Below are 19,444 nucleotides of genomic sequence, written 5' to 3'. Positions count from 1 at the left end.
GTGATATTGATAATAATTCTCGATACCATTCAATAATGGAGCCCGATAATCTACGTTTTGTTGCAGTACGGCAACAGACAGGCTGCCTGGATAGACGGTGCGTGTCCTGCTGATCTATGCAGTCACGAGTTTTCGGGGTGGCGTAAACGCCCTGGCCTTGGGGGGCGCTTTGTTTACGTCAAGTAAAGTAAATAAAAGTGAGATGCATTTAGAATTTGCACAACTAGAATGCCGCCTTGCTGCGCAAGCAAGGCTTGGCCTTGTGGCGCTATGTCCCAAAGGTCGGCTCGGCCCGGCCCGGCGGCAACGCAATCCCAGAAAGTTCTGAATGACCGCGGCTTCCTCCAACGCCCCGCAGCGGGCGTACTGGCTCAAAAAATTACATGAGTGGCACTGGATCAGCTCCGCCATCTGCCTGATCGGCATGCTGCTGTTTGCCGTGACGGGATTCACCTTGAATCACGCCGGGCAGATCGAGTCCAAGCCCAAGGTCGAATCGCGTGATGCGCAACTGCCTCGGGATTTGCTCGAAAAACTGCAGCAAGCCCAGAAGCAGGGCGTGGAAGCGGCGGACAAGAATGCCGTGGGCTTGCCTGCCGAGGTGGATGGCTGGCTGGCTCAGCAGATCAAGGTCAGTGCCAAGGGGTTTGCCGTGGAGTGGAGCGAAGACGAGGCCTATGTGCCCATGCCGCGCCCGGGCGGCGATGCCTGGTTGCGTGTGGACCTGAAGGAGGGCTCGGTCGAGTACGAGAAAACCGACCGGGGCTGGATCTCCTACCTCAACGACTTGCACAAGGGGCGCAATACGGGCGGAGCCTGGAGCCTGTTCATAGACGTCTTTGCGATTGGCTGCCTGGTGTTCTGCATCACGGGTCTGCTGATCCTGAAGATGCATGCGCAGCGCCGCCCCATGACCTGGCCCATGGTGGGCCTGGGTCTGGTGCTGCCCGCCTTGCTGGTGTTGCTGCTCGTGCATTGAGCCCAAGAATTTTGTGAAGGAAGAAAAATGGCGAAGCGGATTTTCAAGACCACGGTGGCGCTGAGCGCCGTGGTGGGCCTGCCGGCAATCGCGGGCGGGATGAATGTGGCGGTGACCGTGCCCCAGTTGCAGGTGGCCGAATACCACAAGCCCTATGTCGCCGTGTGGCTGGAAAAGGCCGACGGCGGTGTGGCTGCCAATCTGTCCGTCTGGTATGACGTGAAGATGAAGAATGCAGAGGGTACCAAGTGGCTCAAGGACATGCGCCAGTGGTGGCGTCGTACCGGCCGTGAGCTGAGCTTTCCCATCGATGGTGTGACCCAGCCGACCAAGCCCGTGGGCACCCATGCGCTGTCTTTTGCCGAAGGCAAGAACCCGCTGCCCCAGCTGGCTCCCGGTCAGTACAAGCTGATGGTGGAAGCTGCGCGTGAAGTCGGTGGCCGCGAACTGGTGTCCATTCCCTTCGAGTGGCCCGTCAAGCAGGCCACCAGCCTGAGCGCCAATGGCAGCACCGAGCTGGGCGCGATCAAGCTGGAATTGAAGCCTTGATCACCCCCTGAGGCGCTCCGCGCCTTCCTCCCTCTCTGCTTCGCGGAGGGGGACAACACCTTCGCTGCGAGGCGGCTCTTGCTCGGTGTTCCTGGCTTGGGCCTCGCCTCATTTTCGGATTTGTCACCCTTTCTGTTTTCAAGGACCTGATATGAAGTTCCAAACTCGTGCCATCGTCGCTGCAACTCTGGCTCTGGCTGCCCTGGGCGCCCAGGCGCATGATCTGTGGTTCAAGCCTTCCAGCACCGTGCTGTCCAAGTCCGACTGGGTGACGGTGGATGCGGCCGTGTCCAACGATGTGTTCTTCTTCAACCACCGTCCGCTGGGTCTGGAAGCCGTCAAGGTGACCGCACCCGATGGTGCAGCCGTGGAAATGAAGAATGTCGCCAAGGGCGAGTTGCGCAGCATGTTCGACTTCAAGCCAGAAAAGACCGGTACCTACCGCGTCACCATGCTGATGACCGGCGTGATGGGTGGCTACAAGGATGCCAACGGCCAGCCCAAGCGCCTGCGCGGTTCGGTGGAAGAAGTGCTCAAGCAGATTCCTGCCGATGCCAAGGAAGTGCGCGTGACCGAGAATCTGCGCCGCATGGAAACCTTTGTGTCTCTGGGCAAGCCCTCGGCGCTGGCGCTGACCGGCAAGGGTCTGGAGCTCAAGCCCGTGACTCACCCCAATGATCTGGTGGCCAGCGAAGAAGCGACTTTCGAATTCCATCTTGACGGCAAGCCCGCTGCGGATCTGGAGCTGGAGCTGGTGGCCGACGGTATTCGCTATCGCGACGGTGTGGACGCCATGAAGCTCAAGACCGATGCCAAGGGTCAGGTCAAGATCAAGTTCCCCCGTGCAGGTCTGTTCTGGCTGAATGCCGATGCCACGGACAAGAAGACCAGCATTGCCAAGGCAACGGAGCGCCGCCTGGGCTATATCGCGACTCTGGAAGTCCTGCCTTAAGCGTTAGCGCTTGATGGACTGAATACGCGCGCCCGCTACGGGCGCGTCGTTGTTTTCGCTGCTGTTTTCTTCATTGTCTGGATGCCCATGCCCACCCCCCCCCGCGTACGCTTTGACGCCAGTCTCTGGCAACTGCCCTCGTCGGCGGCACAGAGTCAGGCTCGCCCCCGGACGCCGGCGCTTGACTTTGGCGTGCAGCGCTGGAGACCTGCAAGCCTGCAGCACCAGCAGGACGGGCGCATTCATCGTCTGTCCGGCCAGACCATGGGCACGCACTGGTCGCTGCGCCTGGCCAACCCGGATTACCTGCCCACGGAGCCGGTGCAGGCCCTGCTGGAGCAGGTTTTTGAGGATGTCATTGCCCAGATGAGCAACTGGGAGGCGGATTCGCTGATCACCCGGTTCAATCGTTCAAGACCCGGTGAAACGCATGTAGTGCCGGCGGAGTTCGCCCATGTTCTGGAAGCGGCCTTGCATTGGGCAAGGCTTTCAGGCGCGGCGATGGACCCCGGCATGGGAGCGCTGGTTTCGCTATGGGGGTTCGGGCCGCGTCAGAACCCGCTGCAGCCGCATTCAGGGCAGGCACCGGCCGGCGAGGAGATCGAGCGCTTGCTGAAGACCAGCGGCCATGGCCATCTGCGCTGGAATGCACAGACCCGGCAGTTGCAGCAGAGCGGTGGTCTGGAGCTGGATTTTTGCGGCATTGCCAAGGGCTTTGCCGTGGATTGGGCGGTGCAAAAGCTGCAGGCGGCTGGCTGGGCTGCAGGCATGTTCGAAATCGGCGGTGAGCTGCGCAGCTGGGGGGAGCGCCCTGATGGGCGGCCCTGGCAGGTGCAACTGGGCACGGGCGGTTCTGTCGAGGCCGAGTCGCTGGTCGTGGCCTGCAGGGAGGGTGCATTTGCCACCTCGGGCGATTTCTGGCATCAGTTCACGCAGGCTGGCAGGCGCTATTCGCACACGCTGGATCCGCGCACGGGCTGGCCGGTGACCCATGATCTGGCCAGCGTGACCGTGTTCCATGAGGAATGCATGCACGCCGATGCGCTGGCCACCGTGCTCACGGTGCTGGGTCCGCAGCAAGGCATGGACTTTGCCCGTCAACATGAGATTGCGGCTGTGCTCACATCGCATCTCGCCTCCGGTGGCAATGAGGCCTGCAGACAGGTGCTCAAGACACCGGCCTGGATCAACCAATTTGAGGCATGACAGTGGAATGGATTTTGACGCCCGAGCGCATCTATGGGGCTATGGGGTTGGTGGCCGCCTACGCAGGCATGTGCTGGGGTATTGGCACCAAGGTACGCAAGCAGCGCCTGGCCGATGAGGCCGAGAGCAAGGCCTCGCAGGGCGATGCTGCTGCGCCTGCCGTCCTGGTCGCCTATGCCAGCCAGACGGGGCAGGCCGAAGCTCTGGCACGCGCCACGGGCAAGATGCTGGTCGATGGTGGTCTGCAGGTGCGTCTGCTGCCCGTCGAGAAGCTGACGACCGAGCTGCTGCAGCAATATGCACACAGCCTGTGGCTGCTGTCCACCACGGGCGAGGGCGATGCGCCCGATCATGCGCTGGGCTTTGTGCAGCAGCTCATGGCCACTCAGCCTGCGCTGACCCGGCACCAAAGCCTGGTGCTGGCGCTGGGTGATCGTGAATACCAGGAGTTCTGTGCCTTTGGTGTGGAGGTGCACGAATGGTTGCAGACCTGCGGCGCGCGCAGCGATCTGGTCTGCGTGGACAATATGGATGCCTCGAGCTTGCAGAGCTGGCAGACCCAGGTCGCTCAGATGCGACAGGACTTGCTGGGCGAGTCTGCGCCCGCCCAGGAACCGGATTCGGACTGGTTGCAGGCGCCGGTCAGCATACCCTTTATGCTTGGTCGGCGGCGTTTGCTCAATCCCGGCAGCCAGGGCGGGGCGCTATACCTGCTGGAGTGGACGCCGCAGTCCGGCGAGCTGCCGCACTGGGAGTCGGGCGATCTGGTGTCTCTGTGCGTGCCCGCCGACCCTGAGCGCGCGCGCGACTACTCGATCGCCTCGATCACGGCCGACGGCAGCCTGCAACTGCTGGTGCGCGAGAGCACGCGCGCCGATGGTTCGCCGGGCCTTGCGTCGCACTGGTTGTGCTGCGGCATGGCCGAGGGAGATGTGCTGCCGTTGACCTTGCGCGAGCACCGAGGCTTCAGACTCGGTGACAACGCCGGGCGACCGCTGATTCTGATCGGCAATGGCTCGGGCCTGGCGGGCCTTCTCAGCCATATCAAGGCGCGTGTGCAGCAGGAGCTAAGTGATCAATGGCTGTTGTTCGGAGAGCGCAGTCCACAGCATGACGCGCTATTTGCCGATCAATTGGGCGCATGGTTCAGGCAGGGCCGACTGGCACGGCTGGATCAGGCCTGGTCGCGCAACGGCAAGGATTCGCGCTATGTGCAGGATTTGCTGCGCAGCCATGCAGAGGAAGTCCGGCAATGGGTGGAGCGTGGTGCGGCCATCTATGTTTGCGGCAGCCTGAACGGCATGGGTCAAGGCGTGCATCTGACGCTGCAGGCCATTCTGGGCGAGGCCAAGGTGGCCGAGCTGTTGGGCTCGGGCCGCTACCGACGCGATGTGTACTGAGCACGTCCGGGCGGGGGATGGCAGCAGGCCCTGTCACCGTCTTGGAGCAGGGCTGCACCGCATCCTATAGGTGCCGCACCGCTCGGACATCGGGCAGGACGGATCAGAGGGCGTCTTCACCCGATCGATGTGGCCGATCCTGGAGGGCCTGCTTGCGGTCTTCGGCGGACATGGCATGTGCCGCAGACAGCAGTTCTGCGGATCGTATGAGGTGCTGCCTTCCATCCGCATTGCAGCTGCGATACCCGTGAAGGAGGCGGAGTTCATCGTCTGACAGAGCCTCTGCAGGGTGAACTGCCGGTGTGCGGTGTCCTGCCAGCACATACAACAGGTCCACTCCGTGTGCGCTCAGCGCGGTCATCTGAAAGCCATCCGGCGCTGTCTTGCCGGATTCCCAGGAAAAAAGAGTTTGCTTCGTAGTGCCAGCAAGTGCAGCGAAGGCCGGCTGGCTCATGCCCAGCCGGTTTCTTTCTTCGCGCAGCCGTTCCCCTAGGGTCATAAAAACTTGTCCAAGGTGTATTGCATGGGAAAGAAATCTTTCCCATAATTCGCCAAAAGCACGACGACGTGCTTTAACCTAAATAATTAGGCGAAAGGCTACCAGATGCATCCCGAGCAAATCAAAGCGGCGCTGCGCATGAAAGGCATTTCCCCCACGGCATTGGCGTCCGAAATGCGCGTGGCCAACAGCAGCGTGTCGCAAGTCATCAGCGGTCGTGCGGTATCGGCCCGCATTCGACAGCGCATTGCAGAAATCACAGGCATGCCCGTCGACATGCTCTGGCCGCCTGTCAACGAGCGCCATGCACTGCACAGCACACGCCCAGAAGGAGCGGACGCGCGTATCGCAAGGGGGGCGCCATGAGTCGCACGGCGTGCCGCAATCACACGGCCCTGCGCGGCAGGAGAGGCGTTCAATGAGCTTTGGAATTGCAGCACTGATTTTCTTGGCCGGTCTCCTCTGCGGATGTCTCATGGGCATTGCCGGCGTCGTGACGGCTTTGGACGGTTACTGAGGGACAGCGCTCAAGCTTGTGGACCTCCCATGCATGGCCGGGGCTGCCGGGGAGGCGTTCGCCGCACCGAGACCCGAACGTGCGCACGCGTCTCCATGCCTGTGGAGCCCATGTCCTGGCTGCCCGGCAGCTGCAGTCTTGCAGGAATGTGCGGTTCAGGGTGCAAGCATGGCAGGGCACGATGGCGGAGATAGCCCGGGGTCAGCTTCGTGAGGGCCGCGCCGATCGGAGGGCCGCGCGGTTGTCGGAAAGACCTGCCGGCCGGTTCCGTCCTGACCAGCGTTCGCGGTCGTGATTCCGTCGGCGTCGAGACCGAGGCATGCACACATGCATTGCTGCGGTAAAGCCGCCCCAGTCGCGTCGGCTTGTACGCGACACTTGCCTCAGAAATACAAAAAGCTGGCTCGGGCCAGCTTTTTTGTGGTCAGCGCAAGCGCAGTGCTTACTTGACGTGCTTGCCGATCAGACCGGCCATCTCGAACATGGAGACTTGGGGCTTGCCGAAGACTTCCTTGAGCTTGGCGTCGGCGTTGATCATGCGCTTGTTGGCAGCGTCTTGCAGGTTGTTGGCCTTGATGTAGACCCACAGCTTGCTGATGATTTCAGTACGGGGCAGGGGATCCTTGCCAACCACGGCAGCCAGAGCGGCGCTGGGGGTCAGAGGTTTCATGAAGGCAGCGTTGGGAGTGCGCTTCTTAGCGGCGGGAGCTGCTGCCGGTGCTGCAGCGGGTGCCTTCTTTGCAGTTGCCATATTGCTTATTCCTAATTGGGTAGTGGACTTATCACCAGCGAAATACAGCTGCAATCCACTGGCTGAGTCTGATGCTAATGGCAAAAAATCGCTCTTCCAAGCTAGTGGGCTGTTTTTTTGCCTCGATTTGTTGCTCTCAGGCCCTTTAGTGTCCGTTTTCACGGGTTTTTCCCCGAGAGTGTTGTGAAAAAGTTGCTCTCTGTGTGTGTCCGCTGGTGCTTGTGCTATGTCAGGTGCTCAGGGCAAGATGCGGGAGACTTGGTTCTGTGGAGATTTTCATGAGCGATTCCTCGGCTTCTCTTGGCTTCAGCACCTGCGATTTGTGCGATGCGCATATCAGCGATGACTGCAACGACTTTCGTGTGCTGCCGCCCGTGTTCCACAGCTATGGCGGGAATGTCAGCTTTATGGGGGAGGTCAGCACCGTGCAGTGTCTGGACGACAACAGCCTGGTGCGAGCGGCGCTGGCCGAGCCGGGAGGTGGTCGTGTGCTGGTGGTCGATGGCGGCGGTTCGCTGCGCCGCGCTCTGGTGGGGGGGAATGTGGCGACATCGGCGGCCCAGAACGGCTGGGCCGGGGTGCTTGTCTATGGCTGCGTGCGCGACGTGGCCGAGCTGAAATCCACGCCCGTGGGTCTGTATGCGCTGGCGCTCAACCCCATGCCTACCGTCAAGCAAGGTCAGGGACTGCGCGATGTCTATGTGCAGATCGCCGGCCTGTGGATTCGCCCGGGCGACTGGCTGTATGCCGACGCCGACGGCATTGTGCTGAGCCGCCGCAATCTGCTTTCCTGATTGAAATCGACGGCGCCTAGCGCCTGATCTGCAATGAACCGGGCCAGGTTGCAATCACCACGCTGGTCAGTGCTATGCCGAAGGCCAGCAATTGCATGCTGCCGATGCGCTCGCCCAGGGCCAGCATGCCCACCACAGCGGCGCTGATGGGGAGCAGCACGGTAAAAATGCCGGCCCGTGATGCGGGCACGGCGCGCAATCCCGTCATCCACAGCCACACCGTCCAGACGCAGGCGGCCAGGGCGTAAAACAGCAACAGACCCCACGCGGGCACCGAAACCTGGGAAAAATCAAACTGCCAGGCCAGATAGAGTCCGGCGGGTGTGGAAAGCACAAACCCCCAGAGATTGATCAGCGCCGTAATGCGCTTGGGGCTTACGCTGGCGGTGAGCTTTTTGCCGATCACGGCATATGCGGCCTCGCACAGCACGGCGGCAATCAGCAGCAACTGGCCCAGGCCTTGCTGAGGATGTGCGGCAAGGCTGCTGCTTTCGGTCTTGCTCAAGGCATTCAGCCCTATGCCGGCCACTGCGAAAGCAATGGCTGTCCATGTACGTGCGCCAACGGCTTCGCGCAGAAAAAGCCAGCTCATGATGGCGACTGCGGCAGGAATTGCGGCCATGGTGACGCCCGCCGTGACTGCGCTGGTCAAGGCCACGCCGCTGATCATGCAGAGCGTGAAAAGGAAATTGCCGAAGAAGGACTCAAAAAACAGCAGCCACTTGGTCTGTCTGGTCAGAGTTGTCTCGTGCGCCGGTGGCCTGAGCCAGCCCAGCATGGCCACGGCACCGATGCCAAAGCGCAGCCAAGCCAGCAGCATGACCGGAAAGATGGCAGCCAGAGGCTTGGACAAGGCCACATAGCTTCCTACCAAAGACATGCTGAGCGCTAGGCAGAGATAGGCGATGGGGCGGCTGGGCGTGTGCATGGCGAAATGAATTTCAATGACAAGAGAAGGTGATGCAAAGCAGTGTGGCAGGGCTGTTGCATGCATTTGACCCAGGGGAGGGAACTGTTGTTTTTTTGGTTCTCGCCGCCTTGGGCGCCATGTCTTTGTCGTGTCACCTGTTTTTGTTCAAGTGGCTTGGCCTGTCTCGTGCCGGGTAATCGGCAGATCAAGACAGGCGCCGGGACCTTTTTCGTACTGCGTTTAAAGGATGCCGACTCCGAAGGCCGTGCTTCCGCAAATTTTTCATGAAGCAAGAATTCAATTTCTTATTATGAAAAATTGAAATGTTGCGCTGCCGCAAAATTTCTCAATACGAGAAATGCGTTTTCTTATTGTGAAAAATAAAAATAAGCTATTGATTTTATTGAATATAAATTTCAGTCTTTTATAAGACATAAGACTCTGCGGAAGAATGTTGCAGACATAAAGTAGATCCCAAGGACGAACACCAATTCATCTTGTTTTAACCGCTAAGGAGTGCACCATGCCCCAATCCCTGACTCAGCAACTGAGCCGTGAACAGCAAATCGCAGCCCTCGAAAAAGACTGGGCACAGAACCCACGCTGGAAGAGCGTCAAGCGCGGTTACAGCGCTGCCGATGTGGTGCGTCTGCGTGGCAGCCTGCAGCCAGAGTACACCCTGGCCCAGCGCGGTGCTGAAGTGCTGTGGGACAAGATCAACGGAAGCTCGAAGAAGGGCTATGTGAACGCCTTCGGTGCCATCTCTGCAGGCCAGGCCATGCAGCAGGCCAAGGCCGGTCTGGAAGCCGTGTACCTGTCGGGCTGGCAAGTAGCTGCCGACGGCAACACCTCCGAGACCATGTACCCCGACCAGTCGCTGTACGCCTATGACTCCGTGCCCACCATGGTGCGCCGCATCAACAACACCTTCAAGCGCGCCGATGAAATCCAATGGGGCAAGGGCATCAACCCCGGCGACAAGGAGTTCATCGACTACTTCCTGCCCATCGTGGCTGATGCGGAAGCCGGCTTTGGCGGCGTGCTCAACGCGTTCGAGTTGATGAAGAACATGATTCAGGCAGGTGCTGCCGGAGTGCACTTCGAAGACCAGCTGGCTGCGGTCAAGAAGTGCGGCCACATGGGCGGCAAGGTGCTGGTGCCCACCCGCGAAGCGGTCGAAAAGCTGATTGCCGCCCGTTTTGCCGCCGATGTGATGGGCGTGCCCACCATTGTGCTGGCCCGTACCGATGCCGAGGCGGCCAACCTGATCACCAGCAACCATGACGAGAACGACATCCCGTTCCTGACTGGCGAGCGTACGCAAGAAGGCTTCTACCGCGTCAAGAACGGTCTGGAGCAATCCATCAGCCGCGGCGTGGCCTACGCTCCCTATGCGGATCTGGTGTGGTGCGAAACCGGCGTGCCCGATATCGGCTTTGCCCGCGAATTCGCTCAGGCCGTGCATGCCGCCTGCCCAGGCAAGCTGCTGAGCTACAACTGCTCGCCTTCATTCAACTGGAAGAAGAACCTCAACGACAGCCAGATCGCCTCCTTCCAGGAAGATCTGTCCGCACTGGGCTACAAGTTCCAGTTCATCACGCTGGCCGGCATTCACAGCAACTGGTACAACACCTTCAAGTTTGCCCACGAGTACGCTCGCGGCGAGGGCATGAAGCACTACGTGGAAATGATCCAGGAGCCCGAATTCGCGGCACGTGACAAGGGCTACACCTTTGTCTCGCACCAGCAGGAAGTGGGCGCAGGTTACTTCGACGATGTGACCACCGTGATCCAGGGCGGCTCTTCCAGCGTCAAGGCGCTGACCGGTTCCACCGAGGAAGAGCAGTTCCATTGAGCCACGATGAATCGTGACTCTGTCTAGGTAGAAAAAGTGGGGTTATGCGCCCGGGGCGAAAGTCTCGGGCGCTTTTTTGTTTGCCGGGTTAAAATGGCGCGACTTCAATTCACAAGGGCGAGAAAGGCATCAACGGTTATGACACCGCGAACTACATCGGAGATGTACTTCAGCTGCTGATGGCAGCTGGCGGTTCGCGCCTGCCCGAGATTTCTCGACACCCTCATCAAAGCGCGGACTGGTTCCGCGCTTTTTGCTTTCAGGCAACTCCAAAGCTCTGGCGCTGGCCCTCACCCACACAAATTTGGTTTGACAAGGAATTTATGATCAACATCACGCTCCCCGATGGCTCCAAGCGCGAATATCCAGGCCCGGTTTCGGTTGCCGAAGTCGCTGCTTCGATCGGCTCCGGCCTGGCCAAGGCCGCATTGGCCGGCAAGATCAACGGCAAGGTCGTGGACACCAGCTTTGTGATCGAGCAGGATTCGCCGCTGTCCATCATCACCGCCAAGGATGCCGACGGTCTGGAGGTGATCCGCCACTCCACCGCTCACTTGCTGGCCTATGCCGTCAAGGAGCTGTTTCCCGATGCGCAGGTCACCATCGGCCCTGTGATCGAAAACGGCTTCTACTACGACTTCTCGTACAAGCGTCCCTTCACGCCCGAAGATCTGGCTGCCATCGAAAAGAAGATGACCGAGCTGGCCAACAAGGACGAGCAGGTGGTGCGCCGCGTGCTGCCTCGCGACGAGGCCGTGCAGTACTTCAAGGGTCTCGGCGAAGCCTACAAGGCCGAGATCATTGCCTCTATCCCCAGCAACGAGGATGTGAGCCTGTACCGTGAAGGCGCCTTCGAAGATCTGTGCCGTGGCCCCCACGTGCCCAGCACCGGCAAGCTCAAGCACTTCAAGCTGATGAAAGTGGCCGGTGCCTACTGGCGTGGCGACCATCGCAACGAGATGCTGCAGCGCATCTACGGTACCGCCTGGGCAACCAAGGACGAGCTCAAGGACTATCTGTTCAGGTTGGAAGAAGCCGAAAAGCGCGACCATCGCAAGCTTGGGCGCGAACTCGATCTGTTCCACATCGACGAACACTCGCCCGGCACCGTGTTCTGGCACCCCAAGGGCTGGGCGGTCTGGCAGCAGGTCGAGCAGTACATGCGCCGCGTCTATCAGGACAACGGCTACCAGGAAGTCAAGGCTCCGCAGATTCTGGACAAGGGCCTGTGGGAGAAGACCGGCCACTGGGACAAGTACCGCGAAAACATGTTCACCACCGATTCGGAAAAGCGTGAATATGCCTTGAAGCCCATGAACTGCCCGGGCCACATCATCATCTTCAAGCAAGGCATCAAGAGCTATCGCGATCTGCCTCTGCGCTTTGGCGAGTTCGGCAATTGCCATCGCAACGAGCCCACGGGTTCGCTGCACGGCATCATGCGCGTGCGTGCCTTCACACAGGACGATGGTCACATCTTCTGTACCGAAGACCAGATCCAGGCCGAGGTGACGGCTTTCACTTCGCTGCTGCAGAAGGTGTATGCCGACTTCGGCTTCACCAACATCCTGTATCGCCTGTCGACCCGTCCCGAGAAGCGCATCGGCACCGATGAAGCCTGGGACAAGGCCGAGAACGCGCTGGCCGAAGGTCTGCGTGCATCGGGTTGCGAGTTCGAGTATCTGCCGGGCGAGGGTGCGTTCTACGGCCCGAAGATCGAGTACACCCTGAAGGATGCGCTGGGCCGTGAATGGCAGTGCGGCACCATCCAGGTGGACCCTAACATGCCCGAGCGTCTCGATGCGGAATTCGTGGGCGAGGATGGCGAGCGCCATCGACCCATCATGCTGCACCGCGCGATCCTGGGTTCGCTCGAGCGTTTCATCGGCATTTTGGTCGAGCATCACTCGGGCGCACTGCCTGCCTGGCTGGCTCCCGTGCAGGCTGCCGTGCTCAATATCACGGACGCTCAGGCCGACTATGCGCAGGAAGTTGCGCAGAAGCTGCAAAAAGCATTGCCGAATCAAAGCCTTAGAGTGGTGACAGATCTGCGCAATGAAAAGATTACGTATAAAATACGCGAGCATTCCATGCAGAAGCTGCCCTACATCCTTGTCGCGGGCGACAAGGAGAAGGCTGCTGGTGCGGTTGCAGTGCGCGCCCGGGGTAACAAAGACCTCGGAGTGATGTCGGTTGATGCATTCATTGAATTGCTCGCCAAGGACATCGCGGCCAAGGCCTGAAGCAGATTAATTTTTGTGGCGGGCCGGTCAGCGTGCAAGGCACGCTAGCCGGCTACGCTGTTGTAGCCATTTCAATCCAAGGGTGAAAACCATAGCTACTGAATTTCGCGATCGGCGCCACCGTGAAGAGCGCAAGCATCGACTGAACCGAGAAATCATGGCGCCTGAAGTGCGTCTGTCTGGTCCCGACAACGAGCCTCTGGGCATCGTGCCGCTGCAAGAAGCGTTGCGCATGGCCGGCGAGCTGGATGTCGACTTGGTGGAAATTGCGGCCAACGCATCTCCTCCGGTCTGCCGTCTGATGGATTACGGCAAGTTCAAGTACCAGGAACAGAAGAAGGCTGCTGAAGCCAAGGCCAAGCAGACCGTCATCGAAATCAAGGAAGTGAAGTTCCGCCCTGGTACGGATGATGGTGACTACAACATCAAGCTGCGCAATATCCGCCGTTTTCTGGCGGATGGCGACAAGTGCAAGATCACGCTGCGTTTCCGCGGTCGTGAAATCACGCACCAGCAGCTGGGTCTGAATCTGCTCAACCGTCTGCGTGACGATCTGGCCGATTCCATCCAGGTGGAGCAGTTCCCCAAGCTGGAAGGCCGTCAGATGATCATGATGGTGGCACCGGCTCGTGCAGGCGGCAAGAAGCCCGCCGGTGGTGCAAAACCACAGGCTGATGGCGCCGCAGCTGCACCTGAGGCTGCAGATAAGGCATAATTGCGGTTTTGCCTTATCGGCAAAAGTGGGCTTGGCCCACTTTTGTTTTGTGCGGCAGACAAAGAATTTGCAGGCTTGCCTGCAAGACGTCAGCCCGGCCTGGCCGGACTGACAAACAAGTGCCTCGGAGGCCAGCGAAGTGTGTGCGGGTTGCACACCGCCTTGCGAGCACAAATTCAATAGGAGCATTCACATGCCCAAAATGAAGACCAAGAGCAGCGCGAAGAAGCGTTTTCGCGTTCGTCCCGGTGGTACCGTCAAGCGCGGTCAAGCCTTCAAGCGTCACATCTTGACCAAGAAGACCACGAAGAACAAGCGTCACCTGCGTGGCATTGTCAACGTGCATTCCGGCGATATGGGCTCCATCGCAAAGATGTTGCCTTCCGCAGGCCTGTAATTCACTGACGAACTAGGAGAAAACACATGCCTCGCGTCAAACGTGGTGTAACGGCTCGCGCCCGTCACAAAAAAGTTCTGAATCTGGCCAAGGGTTTCCGCGGTCGCCGTGGTAACGTCTTCCGCGTTGCCAAGCAAGCGGTCATGAAGGCTGGTCAATATGCCTACCGTGACCGTCGTACCAAGAAGCGCGTGTTCCGTCAGCTGTGGATCGCTCGTATCAACGCTGCTGCACGTGAACTGGGTCTGACTTACAGCCAATTCGCCAACGGCCTGAAGAAGGCTGCCATCGAAATCGACCGCAAGATGCTGGCCGATATCGCCGTGCACGACAAGGCTGCTTTTGCAGCTATCGTCGACCAAGTCAAGGCCAAGCTGGCTGCCTGAGGTCACGATCGGTAGTTACTCTTGTAGGACTTTTGCAGACAAGAATCCCCAAAGGCATTTGCTGATGGGCGAGCATCTTGCTTGAACTTGATTGCAGAAGTCGTGTCTTGTTCAGTAGCTGCTGATGCACAAACAGCAAGGGCTAGGGCTTGAAAAGGCACTAGCCCTTGTTTATTTTTACAAGTCGATAAAGAGTCGATATGAACGAGTTGGATTCTCTGGTCGAAAGCGCACAGCAACTGTTTGCGCAAGCCCACACCCCCGCTGATCTGGAAAATGCCAAGGCGCAGTTTCTGGGCAAGTCGGGCAAGATGACCGAGCTCATGAAGGGCATGGCGCAGCTTTCCGTCGAAGAGAAAAAGTCGCGCGGCGCCGCCATCAACGTGGCCAAGCAGGCGATCGAAGCGGCCTTGACCGCCCGTCGCAAGGCTTTGGCAGACGCCGAGCTGCAGGCCCATCTGAAGGCCGAGGTGCTGGATGTGACTCTGCCCGGTCGCCGTCGTGGCGCGGGAGGGCTGCACCCCGTCTCCATCACCATGGAGCGTATCGAGGGCATCTTCGGCTCCATGGGCTTTGATGTGGCCCAGGGCCCCGAGATCGAATCCGACTGGTTCAACTTCACGGCGCTGAACACGCCTGAAGACCATCCCGCGCGCTCCATGCACGACACCTTCTATGTCGAAGGCGGCACCCAGCACGCGCCCAATCTGCTGCGCACGCACACCAGCCCCATGCAGGTGCGCCATGCCGTGCAGCATGTGAAGAATTACCGCAATGCGCTCGATGCCGGTCAGACCATGCCCGAGATCCGCGTGATTGCTCCCGGCCGCACCTACCGTGTGGACTCGGACGCCACCCACTCGCCCATGTTCCACCAGTGCGAAGGCCTGTGGATCGGCGAGAACGTGAGCTTCAAGGACCTGAAGGTCGTGTTCACCGACTTCTGCAAGACCTTTTTCGAGCAGGATGATCTGGTGCTGCGCTTTCGCCCCAGCTTCTTCCCGTTCACCGAGCCTTCGGCCGAAATCGACATCCAGTTCCAGAGCGGCCCGCTGGCCGGCAAGTGGCTGGAAGTGGCGGGCTCCGGCCAGGTGCACCCCAATGTGGTGCGCAACATGGGGCTGGATCCCGAAAAATACATCGGCTTTGCCTTTGGCATGGGCCCCGACCGCCTGACCATGCTGCGTTATGGCGTGAATGACCTGCGCCTGTTCTTCGACGGCGACATCCGTTTTCTGTCGCAGTTTCAGTAATTGAAAAGTGAGCTGCTAGCGCATGCTCTGAAACGATTTCAGATAGTTTTGATGCTGAAATCCTTATATGCTGAGCGCTAATAGCTCATCTTTTTGAGATACGCATGCCCAGCCAGTGGCAGACCGCTTGCGGTGCGACTGGCATGAACGCCAAAGAGTCTGACTATGCAATTTCCTGAATCCTGGTTGCGCGAATACTGCAACCCCAATCTGACCACCCAGCAACTGGCCGATACTCTGACCATGGCCGGTCTGGAAGTGGAAGAGCTGGATCCTGTGGCGCCTCCCTTCACCGGCATCGTGGTCGGTGAAATCAAGGAAGCCGTGCAGCACCCCGACGCCGACCGTCTGCGAATCTGCCAGGTCGACGTGGGCGGCCCCGAGCTGCTGAACATTGTCTGCGGCGCGCCCAATGCGCGCGTGGGCATCCGCATTCCCTGCGCCACCGTGGGTGCCGAGCTGCCGCCCGGTGCCGATGGCAAGCCCTTCAAGATCAAGATCGGCAAGCTGCGCGGCGTGCAGAGCTTTGGCATGCTGTGCTCGGCCAAGGAGCTGGGCATCGACGAAGACGCCAGCGGCCTGCTGGAGTTTCCCGCCGATGCGCCCCTGGGCCAGAACGTGCGCGAGTACCTGAATCTGGACGACACGCTGTTCACGCTCAAGCTCACGCCCAATCTGGCGCACTGCCTGAGCGTCTACGGCGTGGCGCGCGAGCTGTCGGCGCTGACCGGCACGCCGCTCAAAGCCCTGTCCTTCCCTGCTGCGGCCGTGGCCTTGCAGGACAAGCTGCCCGTGAAGATTGAAGCCACCGATCTGTGCGGCCGCTTCTCGGGCCGTATCGTGCGCAATGTCAACACCCAGGTGAAGACGCCTCAGTGGATGGTGGACCGTCTGGCGCGTTGCGGCCAGCGCTCGGTCAGCCCGCTGGTGGACATCTCCAACTATGTGATGTTCGAGCTGGGCCGTCCCAGCCATATCTTCGATCTGGACAAGATCAGCGGCGGCCTGAATGTGCGCTGGGGCAAGGAGGGCGAAACGCTCAAGCTGCTCAATGGCAACACCATCAAGATCGACGATTTCCTCAAGGTCGGCGTGATTGCCGACGACAAGCAGGTCGAGTCGCTGGCCGGCATCATGGGCGGCGACGCCACGGCCGTGTCTGACGACACCAGGAACATCTACATCGAAGCCGCGTTCTGGTTCCCCAAGGCCGTGGCCGGTCGTTCGCGCCACTTCAATTTCTCGACCGACGCCGGTCACCGCTTCGAGCGCGGCGTGGACCCCGAGTTCACCACCGAGCACATCGAGCGCATCACCGCGCTGGTGCTGGAAATCTGCGGCACGCCAGAGACGCAAGTCGGTGCCATGGACGACCACCAGCCCAATATGCCTGTCTCCAAGGCCGTGCAACTGCGCGTGGCGCGTGCGGCCAAGGTCATTGGCATGGCCGTGACGCAGCAGCAATGCCTGGATGCCCTGAACGGCCTGGGTCTGCCTGCCGCGGTGGCCAGCGAAGGTGCGGCAGGCGAACCTGTGATCAGCGTCACCGCTCCCACCTTCCGCTTCGACATCAATCTGGAAGAAGACTTGATCGAAGAAGTGGCCCGCATGATCGGCTACGAAAACCTGCCGACCACCAAGCCACTGGCCCCGATCTCGCCCAAGCTGCGCGCCGAGAACCAGCGCAGTCCCTATGCCGTGCGCCACGAGCTGGCGGGCCTGGGCTACCAGGAAACCATCAACTTCAGCTTTGTCGAAGAAAAGTGGGAGCAGGAGCTGGCTGGCAACAGCAGCGCCATCAAGCTGCTCAATCCCATTGCCAGCCATCTGAGCGTAATGCGCTCGTCGCTGCTGGGCTCGCTGCTGCAGGTGCTCAAGTTCAACGTGGACCGCAAGGCTCAGCGCGTGCGCGTGTTCGAGCTGGGTCGCGTGTTCTTCAAGGACGACTCCGTGGTCGATTCCGACACCACCGTCAAGGGCTTTTATCAGCCCATGCGCGTGGCGGGTCTCGCCTACGGCGCTGCCGACCAGCTGCAGTGGGGCAGGGCAGAAGCCAAGGTCGACTTCTACGACGTCAAGGGCGATGTGGAAGCACTGCTGGCCCCAGCCAAGCCCGTGTTCGAGCCTGCCGAGCACCCCGCCATGCACCCCGGCCGCTGCGCGCGCGTGCTGCTGGACGGCAAGGCCATCGGTTTTGTCGGCGAGCTGCACCCCCAATGGCGCCAGGAATGGGATCTGGCCCAGGCTCCCGTGATGTTCGAGCTCGAGCTCGATGCCGTGCTGGCCCGTGAGGTCCCCCTGTTCAAGTCCGTGGCCAAGCACCAGGCCGTGGAGCGCGACATTGCCGTGGTCGTCAAGGAAGCCGTGACTCACGCCCAGGTGATGGAAGCCGTGCAGCAAGGCGTGCAGGGCGGCATTCTGCGCTCGGCCGTGCTGTTCGACGTATTCCGTCCCAAGAAGCTCAAGGCTGGCGAGGAAGCGGCGCCGGGCAGCCTGGCTCAGGACGAGAAGAGCCTGGCCGTGCGTCTGACGCTGGGCAGCGACACCGCGTCGCTGACCGATGCGGAAATCGATGCCGCCATGCAGGGCACAATTGCGGCTCTGGTTGAACGCGTTGCGGCTCGCCTGCGTTGATATGTTCAATCCACAAGGAGATCGACCCATGGAGCTTGCCGTAGAGAGCATCGACAGCCCCGCGTTGACCAAGGCGCAGCTGGCCGATCTGCTGTTTGACGAAATCGGTTTGAACAAGCGCGAAGCCAAGGACATGGTGGATGCGTTTTTCGACCTGATCTCGCAAAAGCTGGTGGAGGGCGAAGACGTCAAGCTTTCGGGCTTTGGCAACTTCCAGATCCGCACCAAGGCGCCACGGCCCGGTCGAAACCCGCGCACCGGTGAGCTGATTCCCATCGCTGCGCGCCGCGTGGTGACCTTCCATGCCAGCAGCAAGCTCAAGGAGCTGATCCAGGGCGAAGGCTCGGGGTCATAAGCGATTGGTAAATCCACTGATGCGCGGACAGGCTAAGCATCGGTGACTGAGGAGCTGACAGTTTTGCGTCGCGAGCGGTGCAAGGTCCTGTCAGCTCTTCGCGCTATATTGCTAGGACTTGTGCAAACAGGAATGCATGGCGGGCATTTCTAATGACAAAACACCATGCCTGACCCGAAATTGCGCAAGTCGTGATTGCATATCTTTCACCCATCCCTTCACTGACCGCTTGCAACCAGCCATGGCTTCTTCTTTGCCAGCAATTCCCGCCAAGCGCTATTTCACCATCGGTGAGGTCGCGGATCTTTGCGACGTCAAGCCTCATGTGCTGCGTTACTGGGAGCAGGAGTTTGTGCAGCTCAAGCCCATGAAGCGTCGTGGCAACCGCCGCTACTACCAGCATCATGAGGTGTTGATGGTGCGTCGCATTCGCGAGCTGCTTTACGAGCAGGGCTTCACCATCAGCGGCGCACGAAATCGTCTGCGCGAACTGGTGACGGGTCACGGCAAGGCAGTCGAGCAGCAGCCGGTGCTTGTGCATCCGGCCCAGCCCCTGCAGGGGGAAGAGCTGGCGCAAAGCCATCTGTTGGCTGCAATGCTGGAGCAGGGCCGCTCGGAGCCTGCCGGTGCAATGGGCATGGAGGAGGTCAAAGAGGAGCTTTTGCAGATCAGGGCGCTGCTTTCTCTTTGATGTCGAATTTCTGTGTATAATTCAAGTCTTCGGAATGTAGCGCAGCCTGGTAGCGCACTTGCATGGGGTGCAAGGGGTCGCGAGTTCGAATCCCGCCATTCCGACCAATTAGACAAGGGCTTCTGACTATTCAGTCAGAAGCCCTTTTTCTATTTCAGATCAATTCATTGTCAATTGTTCGATTACGACTTTGACTTTGACTTTGGATGTAGGCTGATTTCACTTTGTAACGCGTGCGCCGCTATGATGGTTGTGGTGCTGGAAGCGGTATTGATTCTTAATTGTTGATTTCCACCCAGAAGTGACCCACTAGCCCCCGGTTTTTCCATCTCAATCTGACCCACGCATTAACCCTAGC

At 59.9% G+C, this 19,444-nt stretch carries 19 protein-coding genes and 1 tRNA gene; 17 read left to right on the top strand and 3 right to left on the bottom strand.

What is annotated here, in order from left to right:
- Positions 1-328: 328 nt before the first annotated feature.
- From JAO85_RS24430 to JAO85_RS24410, 5 genes are all read left to right on the top strand, one after another.
- Complete coding sequence (locus tag JAO85_RS24430; RefSeq protein WP_003069950.1) at positions 329-979, top strand: PepSY-associated TM helix domain-containing protein; 651 nt, start codon at positions 329-331, stop codon at positions 977-979.
- 27 nt (positions 980-1,006) lie between these two features.
- Positions 1,007-1,528 (top strand): DUF2271 domain-containing protein, encoded by a 522-nt coding sequence (locus tag JAO85_RS24425; RefSeq protein ID WP_012838986.1) that lies wholly within the window; start codon positions 1,007-1,009, stop codon positions 1,526-1,528.
- A 151-nt stretch (positions 1,529-1,679) separates the two neighbouring features.
- Positions 1,680-2,480, top strand: coding sequence for a DUF4198 domain-containing protein (locus JAO85_RS24420; protein ID WP_003069955.1), 801 nt, complete (start codon positions 1,680-1,682; stop codon positions 2,478-2,480).
- A gap of 87 nt (positions 2,481-2,567) precedes the next feature.
- On the top strand, positions 2,568-3,686 hold the full coding sequence (locus JAO85_RS24415) for an FAD:protein FMN transferase (protein WP_237734993.1): 1,119 nt from the start codon (positions 2,568-2,570) through the stop codon (positions 3,684-3,686).
- The gene (locus JAO85_RS24410) at positions 3,683-5,086 is read left to right on the top strand and encodes a sulfite reductase subunit alpha (RefSeq protein WP_202789216.1); all 1,404 of its coding nucleotides are present in this window, start codon (positions 3,683-3,685) and stop codon (positions 5,084-5,086) included. The genes JAO85_RS24415 and JAO85_RS24410 overlap by 4 nt, the downstream gene beginning before the upstream one ends.
- A gap of 103 nt (positions 5,087-5,189) precedes the next feature.
- On the opposite strand, the gene JAO85_RS24405 is transcribed toward JAO85_RS24410, so the two are convergent.
- On the bottom strand, positions 5,190-5,585 hold the full coding sequence (locus tag JAO85_RS24405; protein WP_012838983.1) for a helix-turn-helix domain-containing protein: 396 nt from the start codon (positions 5,583-5,585) through the stop codon (positions 5,190-5,192).
- 105 nt (positions 5,586-5,690) lie between these two features.
- Here JAO85_RS24405 and JAO85_RS24400 point away from each other — a divergent pair, with 105 nt between their 5' ends.
- On the top strand, positions 5,691-5,951 hold the full coding sequence (locus tag JAO85_RS24400; protein ID WP_012838982.1) for a helix-turn-helix domain-containing protein: 261 nt from the start codon (positions 5,691-5,693) through the stop codon (positions 5,949-5,951).
- 593 nt (positions 5,952-6,544) lie between these two features.
- Here JAO85_RS24400 and JAO85_RS24395 read toward each other — a convergent pair.
- Positions 6,545-6,853, bottom strand: coding sequence for an SWIB/MDM2 domain-containing protein (locus tag JAO85_RS24395; RefSeq protein WP_003053560.1), 309 nt, complete (start codon positions 6,851-6,853; stop codon positions 6,545-6,547).
- Positions 6,854-7,131: 278 nt separating this feature from the next.
- Between JAO85_RS24395 and rraA the strand changes: the two genes are divergently transcribed.
- The gene (gene rraA / locus JAO85_RS24390) at positions 7,132-7,647 is read left to right on the top strand and encodes a ribonuclease E activity regulator RraA (protein ID WP_202789215.1); all 516 of its coding nucleotides are present in this window, start codon (positions 7,132-7,134) and stop codon (positions 7,645-7,647) included.
- Positions 7,648-7,663: 16 nt separating this feature from the next.
- Here the strand turns inward: rraA and JAO85_RS24385 are convergent, their stop codons facing one another.
- The gene (locus JAO85_RS24385; protein ID WP_012838980.1) at positions 7,664-8,575 is read right to left on the bottom strand and encodes a DMT family transporter; all 912 of its coding nucleotides are present in this window, start codon (positions 8,573-8,575) and stop codon (positions 7,664-7,666) included.
- Positions 8,576-9,080: 505 nt separating this feature from the next.
- On the opposite strand from JAO85_RS24385, the gene aceA reads away from it, so the two are divergent.
- The 10 genes from aceA (at position 9,081) to JAO85_RS24335 (ending at position 19,193) form a co-directional block, all read left to right on the top strand.
- Complete coding sequence (gene aceA / locus JAO85_RS24380; RefSeq protein WP_003053566.1) at positions 9,081-10,412, top strand: isocitrate lyase; 1,332 nt, start codon at positions 9,081-9,083, stop codon at positions 10,410-10,412.
- 323 nt (positions 10,413-10,735) lie between these two features.
- The gene (gene thrS / locus JAO85_RS24375; RefSeq protein WP_039051238.1) at positions 10,736-12,655 is read left to right on the top strand and encodes a threonine--tRNA ligase; all 1,920 of its coding nucleotides are present in this window, start codon (positions 10,736-10,738) and stop codon (positions 12,653-12,655) included.
- Between the two features lie 82 nt (positions 12,656-12,737).
- Positions 12,738-13,370: a translation initiation factor IF-3 gene (gene infC / locus JAO85_RS24370; protein ID WP_012838978.1), complete on the top strand. Its 633-nt coding sequence runs from the start codon at positions 12,738-12,740 to the stop codon at positions 13,368-13,370.
- 193 nt (positions 13,371-13,563) lie between these two features.
- Positions 13,564-13,767 (top strand): 50S ribosomal protein L35, encoded by a 204-nt coding sequence (gene rpmI / locus JAO85_RS24365; protein WP_003053571.1) that lies wholly within the window; start codon positions 13,564-13,566, stop codon positions 13,765-13,767.
- 26 nt (positions 13,768-13,793) lie between these two features.
- The gene (gene rplT, locus JAO85_RS24360) at positions 13,794-14,153 is read left to right on the top strand and encodes a 50S ribosomal protein L20 (protein ID WP_003053572.1); all 360 of its coding nucleotides are present in this window, start codon (positions 13,794-13,796) and stop codon (positions 14,151-14,153) included.
- A 200-nt stretch (positions 14,154-14,353) separates the two neighbouring features.
- Entirely contained in the window at positions 14,354-15,406 is a 1,053-nt protein-coding gene (pheS, locus tag JAO85_RS24355; protein ID WP_003069975.1) for a phenylalanine--tRNA ligase subunit alpha, read from the top strand.
- Positions 15,407-15,571: 165 nt separating this feature from the next.
- Positions 15,572-18,040 carry a phenylalanine--tRNA ligase subunit beta gene (gene pheT / locus JAO85_RS24350; RefSeq protein ID WP_202789214.1) on the top strand — a complete coding sequence of 823 codons (2,469 nt, stop codon included), beginning with the start codon at positions 15,572-15,574 and terminating at the stop codon, positions 18,038-18,040.
- Positions 18,041-18,068: 28 nt separating this feature from the next.
- Positions 18,069-18,395 (top strand): integration host factor subunit alpha, encoded by a 327-nt coding sequence (locus JAO85_RS24345; protein ID WP_012838976.1) that lies wholly within the window; start codon positions 18,069-18,071, stop codon positions 18,393-18,395.
- Between the two features lie 241 nt (positions 18,396-18,636).
- Positions 18,637-19,086: a MerR family transcriptional regulator gene (locus tag JAO85_RS24340; RefSeq protein WP_202789213.1), complete on the top strand. Its 450-nt coding sequence runs from the start codon at positions 18,637-18,639 to the stop codon at positions 19,084-19,086.
- Between the two features lie 30 nt (positions 19,087-19,116).
- Positions 19,117-19,193, top strand: a tRNA-Pro gene (locus tag JAO85_RS24335).
- Positions 19,194-19,444 lie beyond the last annotated feature (251 nt).

It is taken from the genome of Comamonas sp. NyZ500 (genome assembly GCF_016772095.1).
Classification (GTDB): Bacteria; Pseudomonadota; Gammaproteobacteria; order Burkholderiales; family Burkholderiaceae_C; genus Comamonas; species Comamonas thiooxydans.
This window is presented reverse-complemented; position numbering and strand designations above follow the sequence as displayed.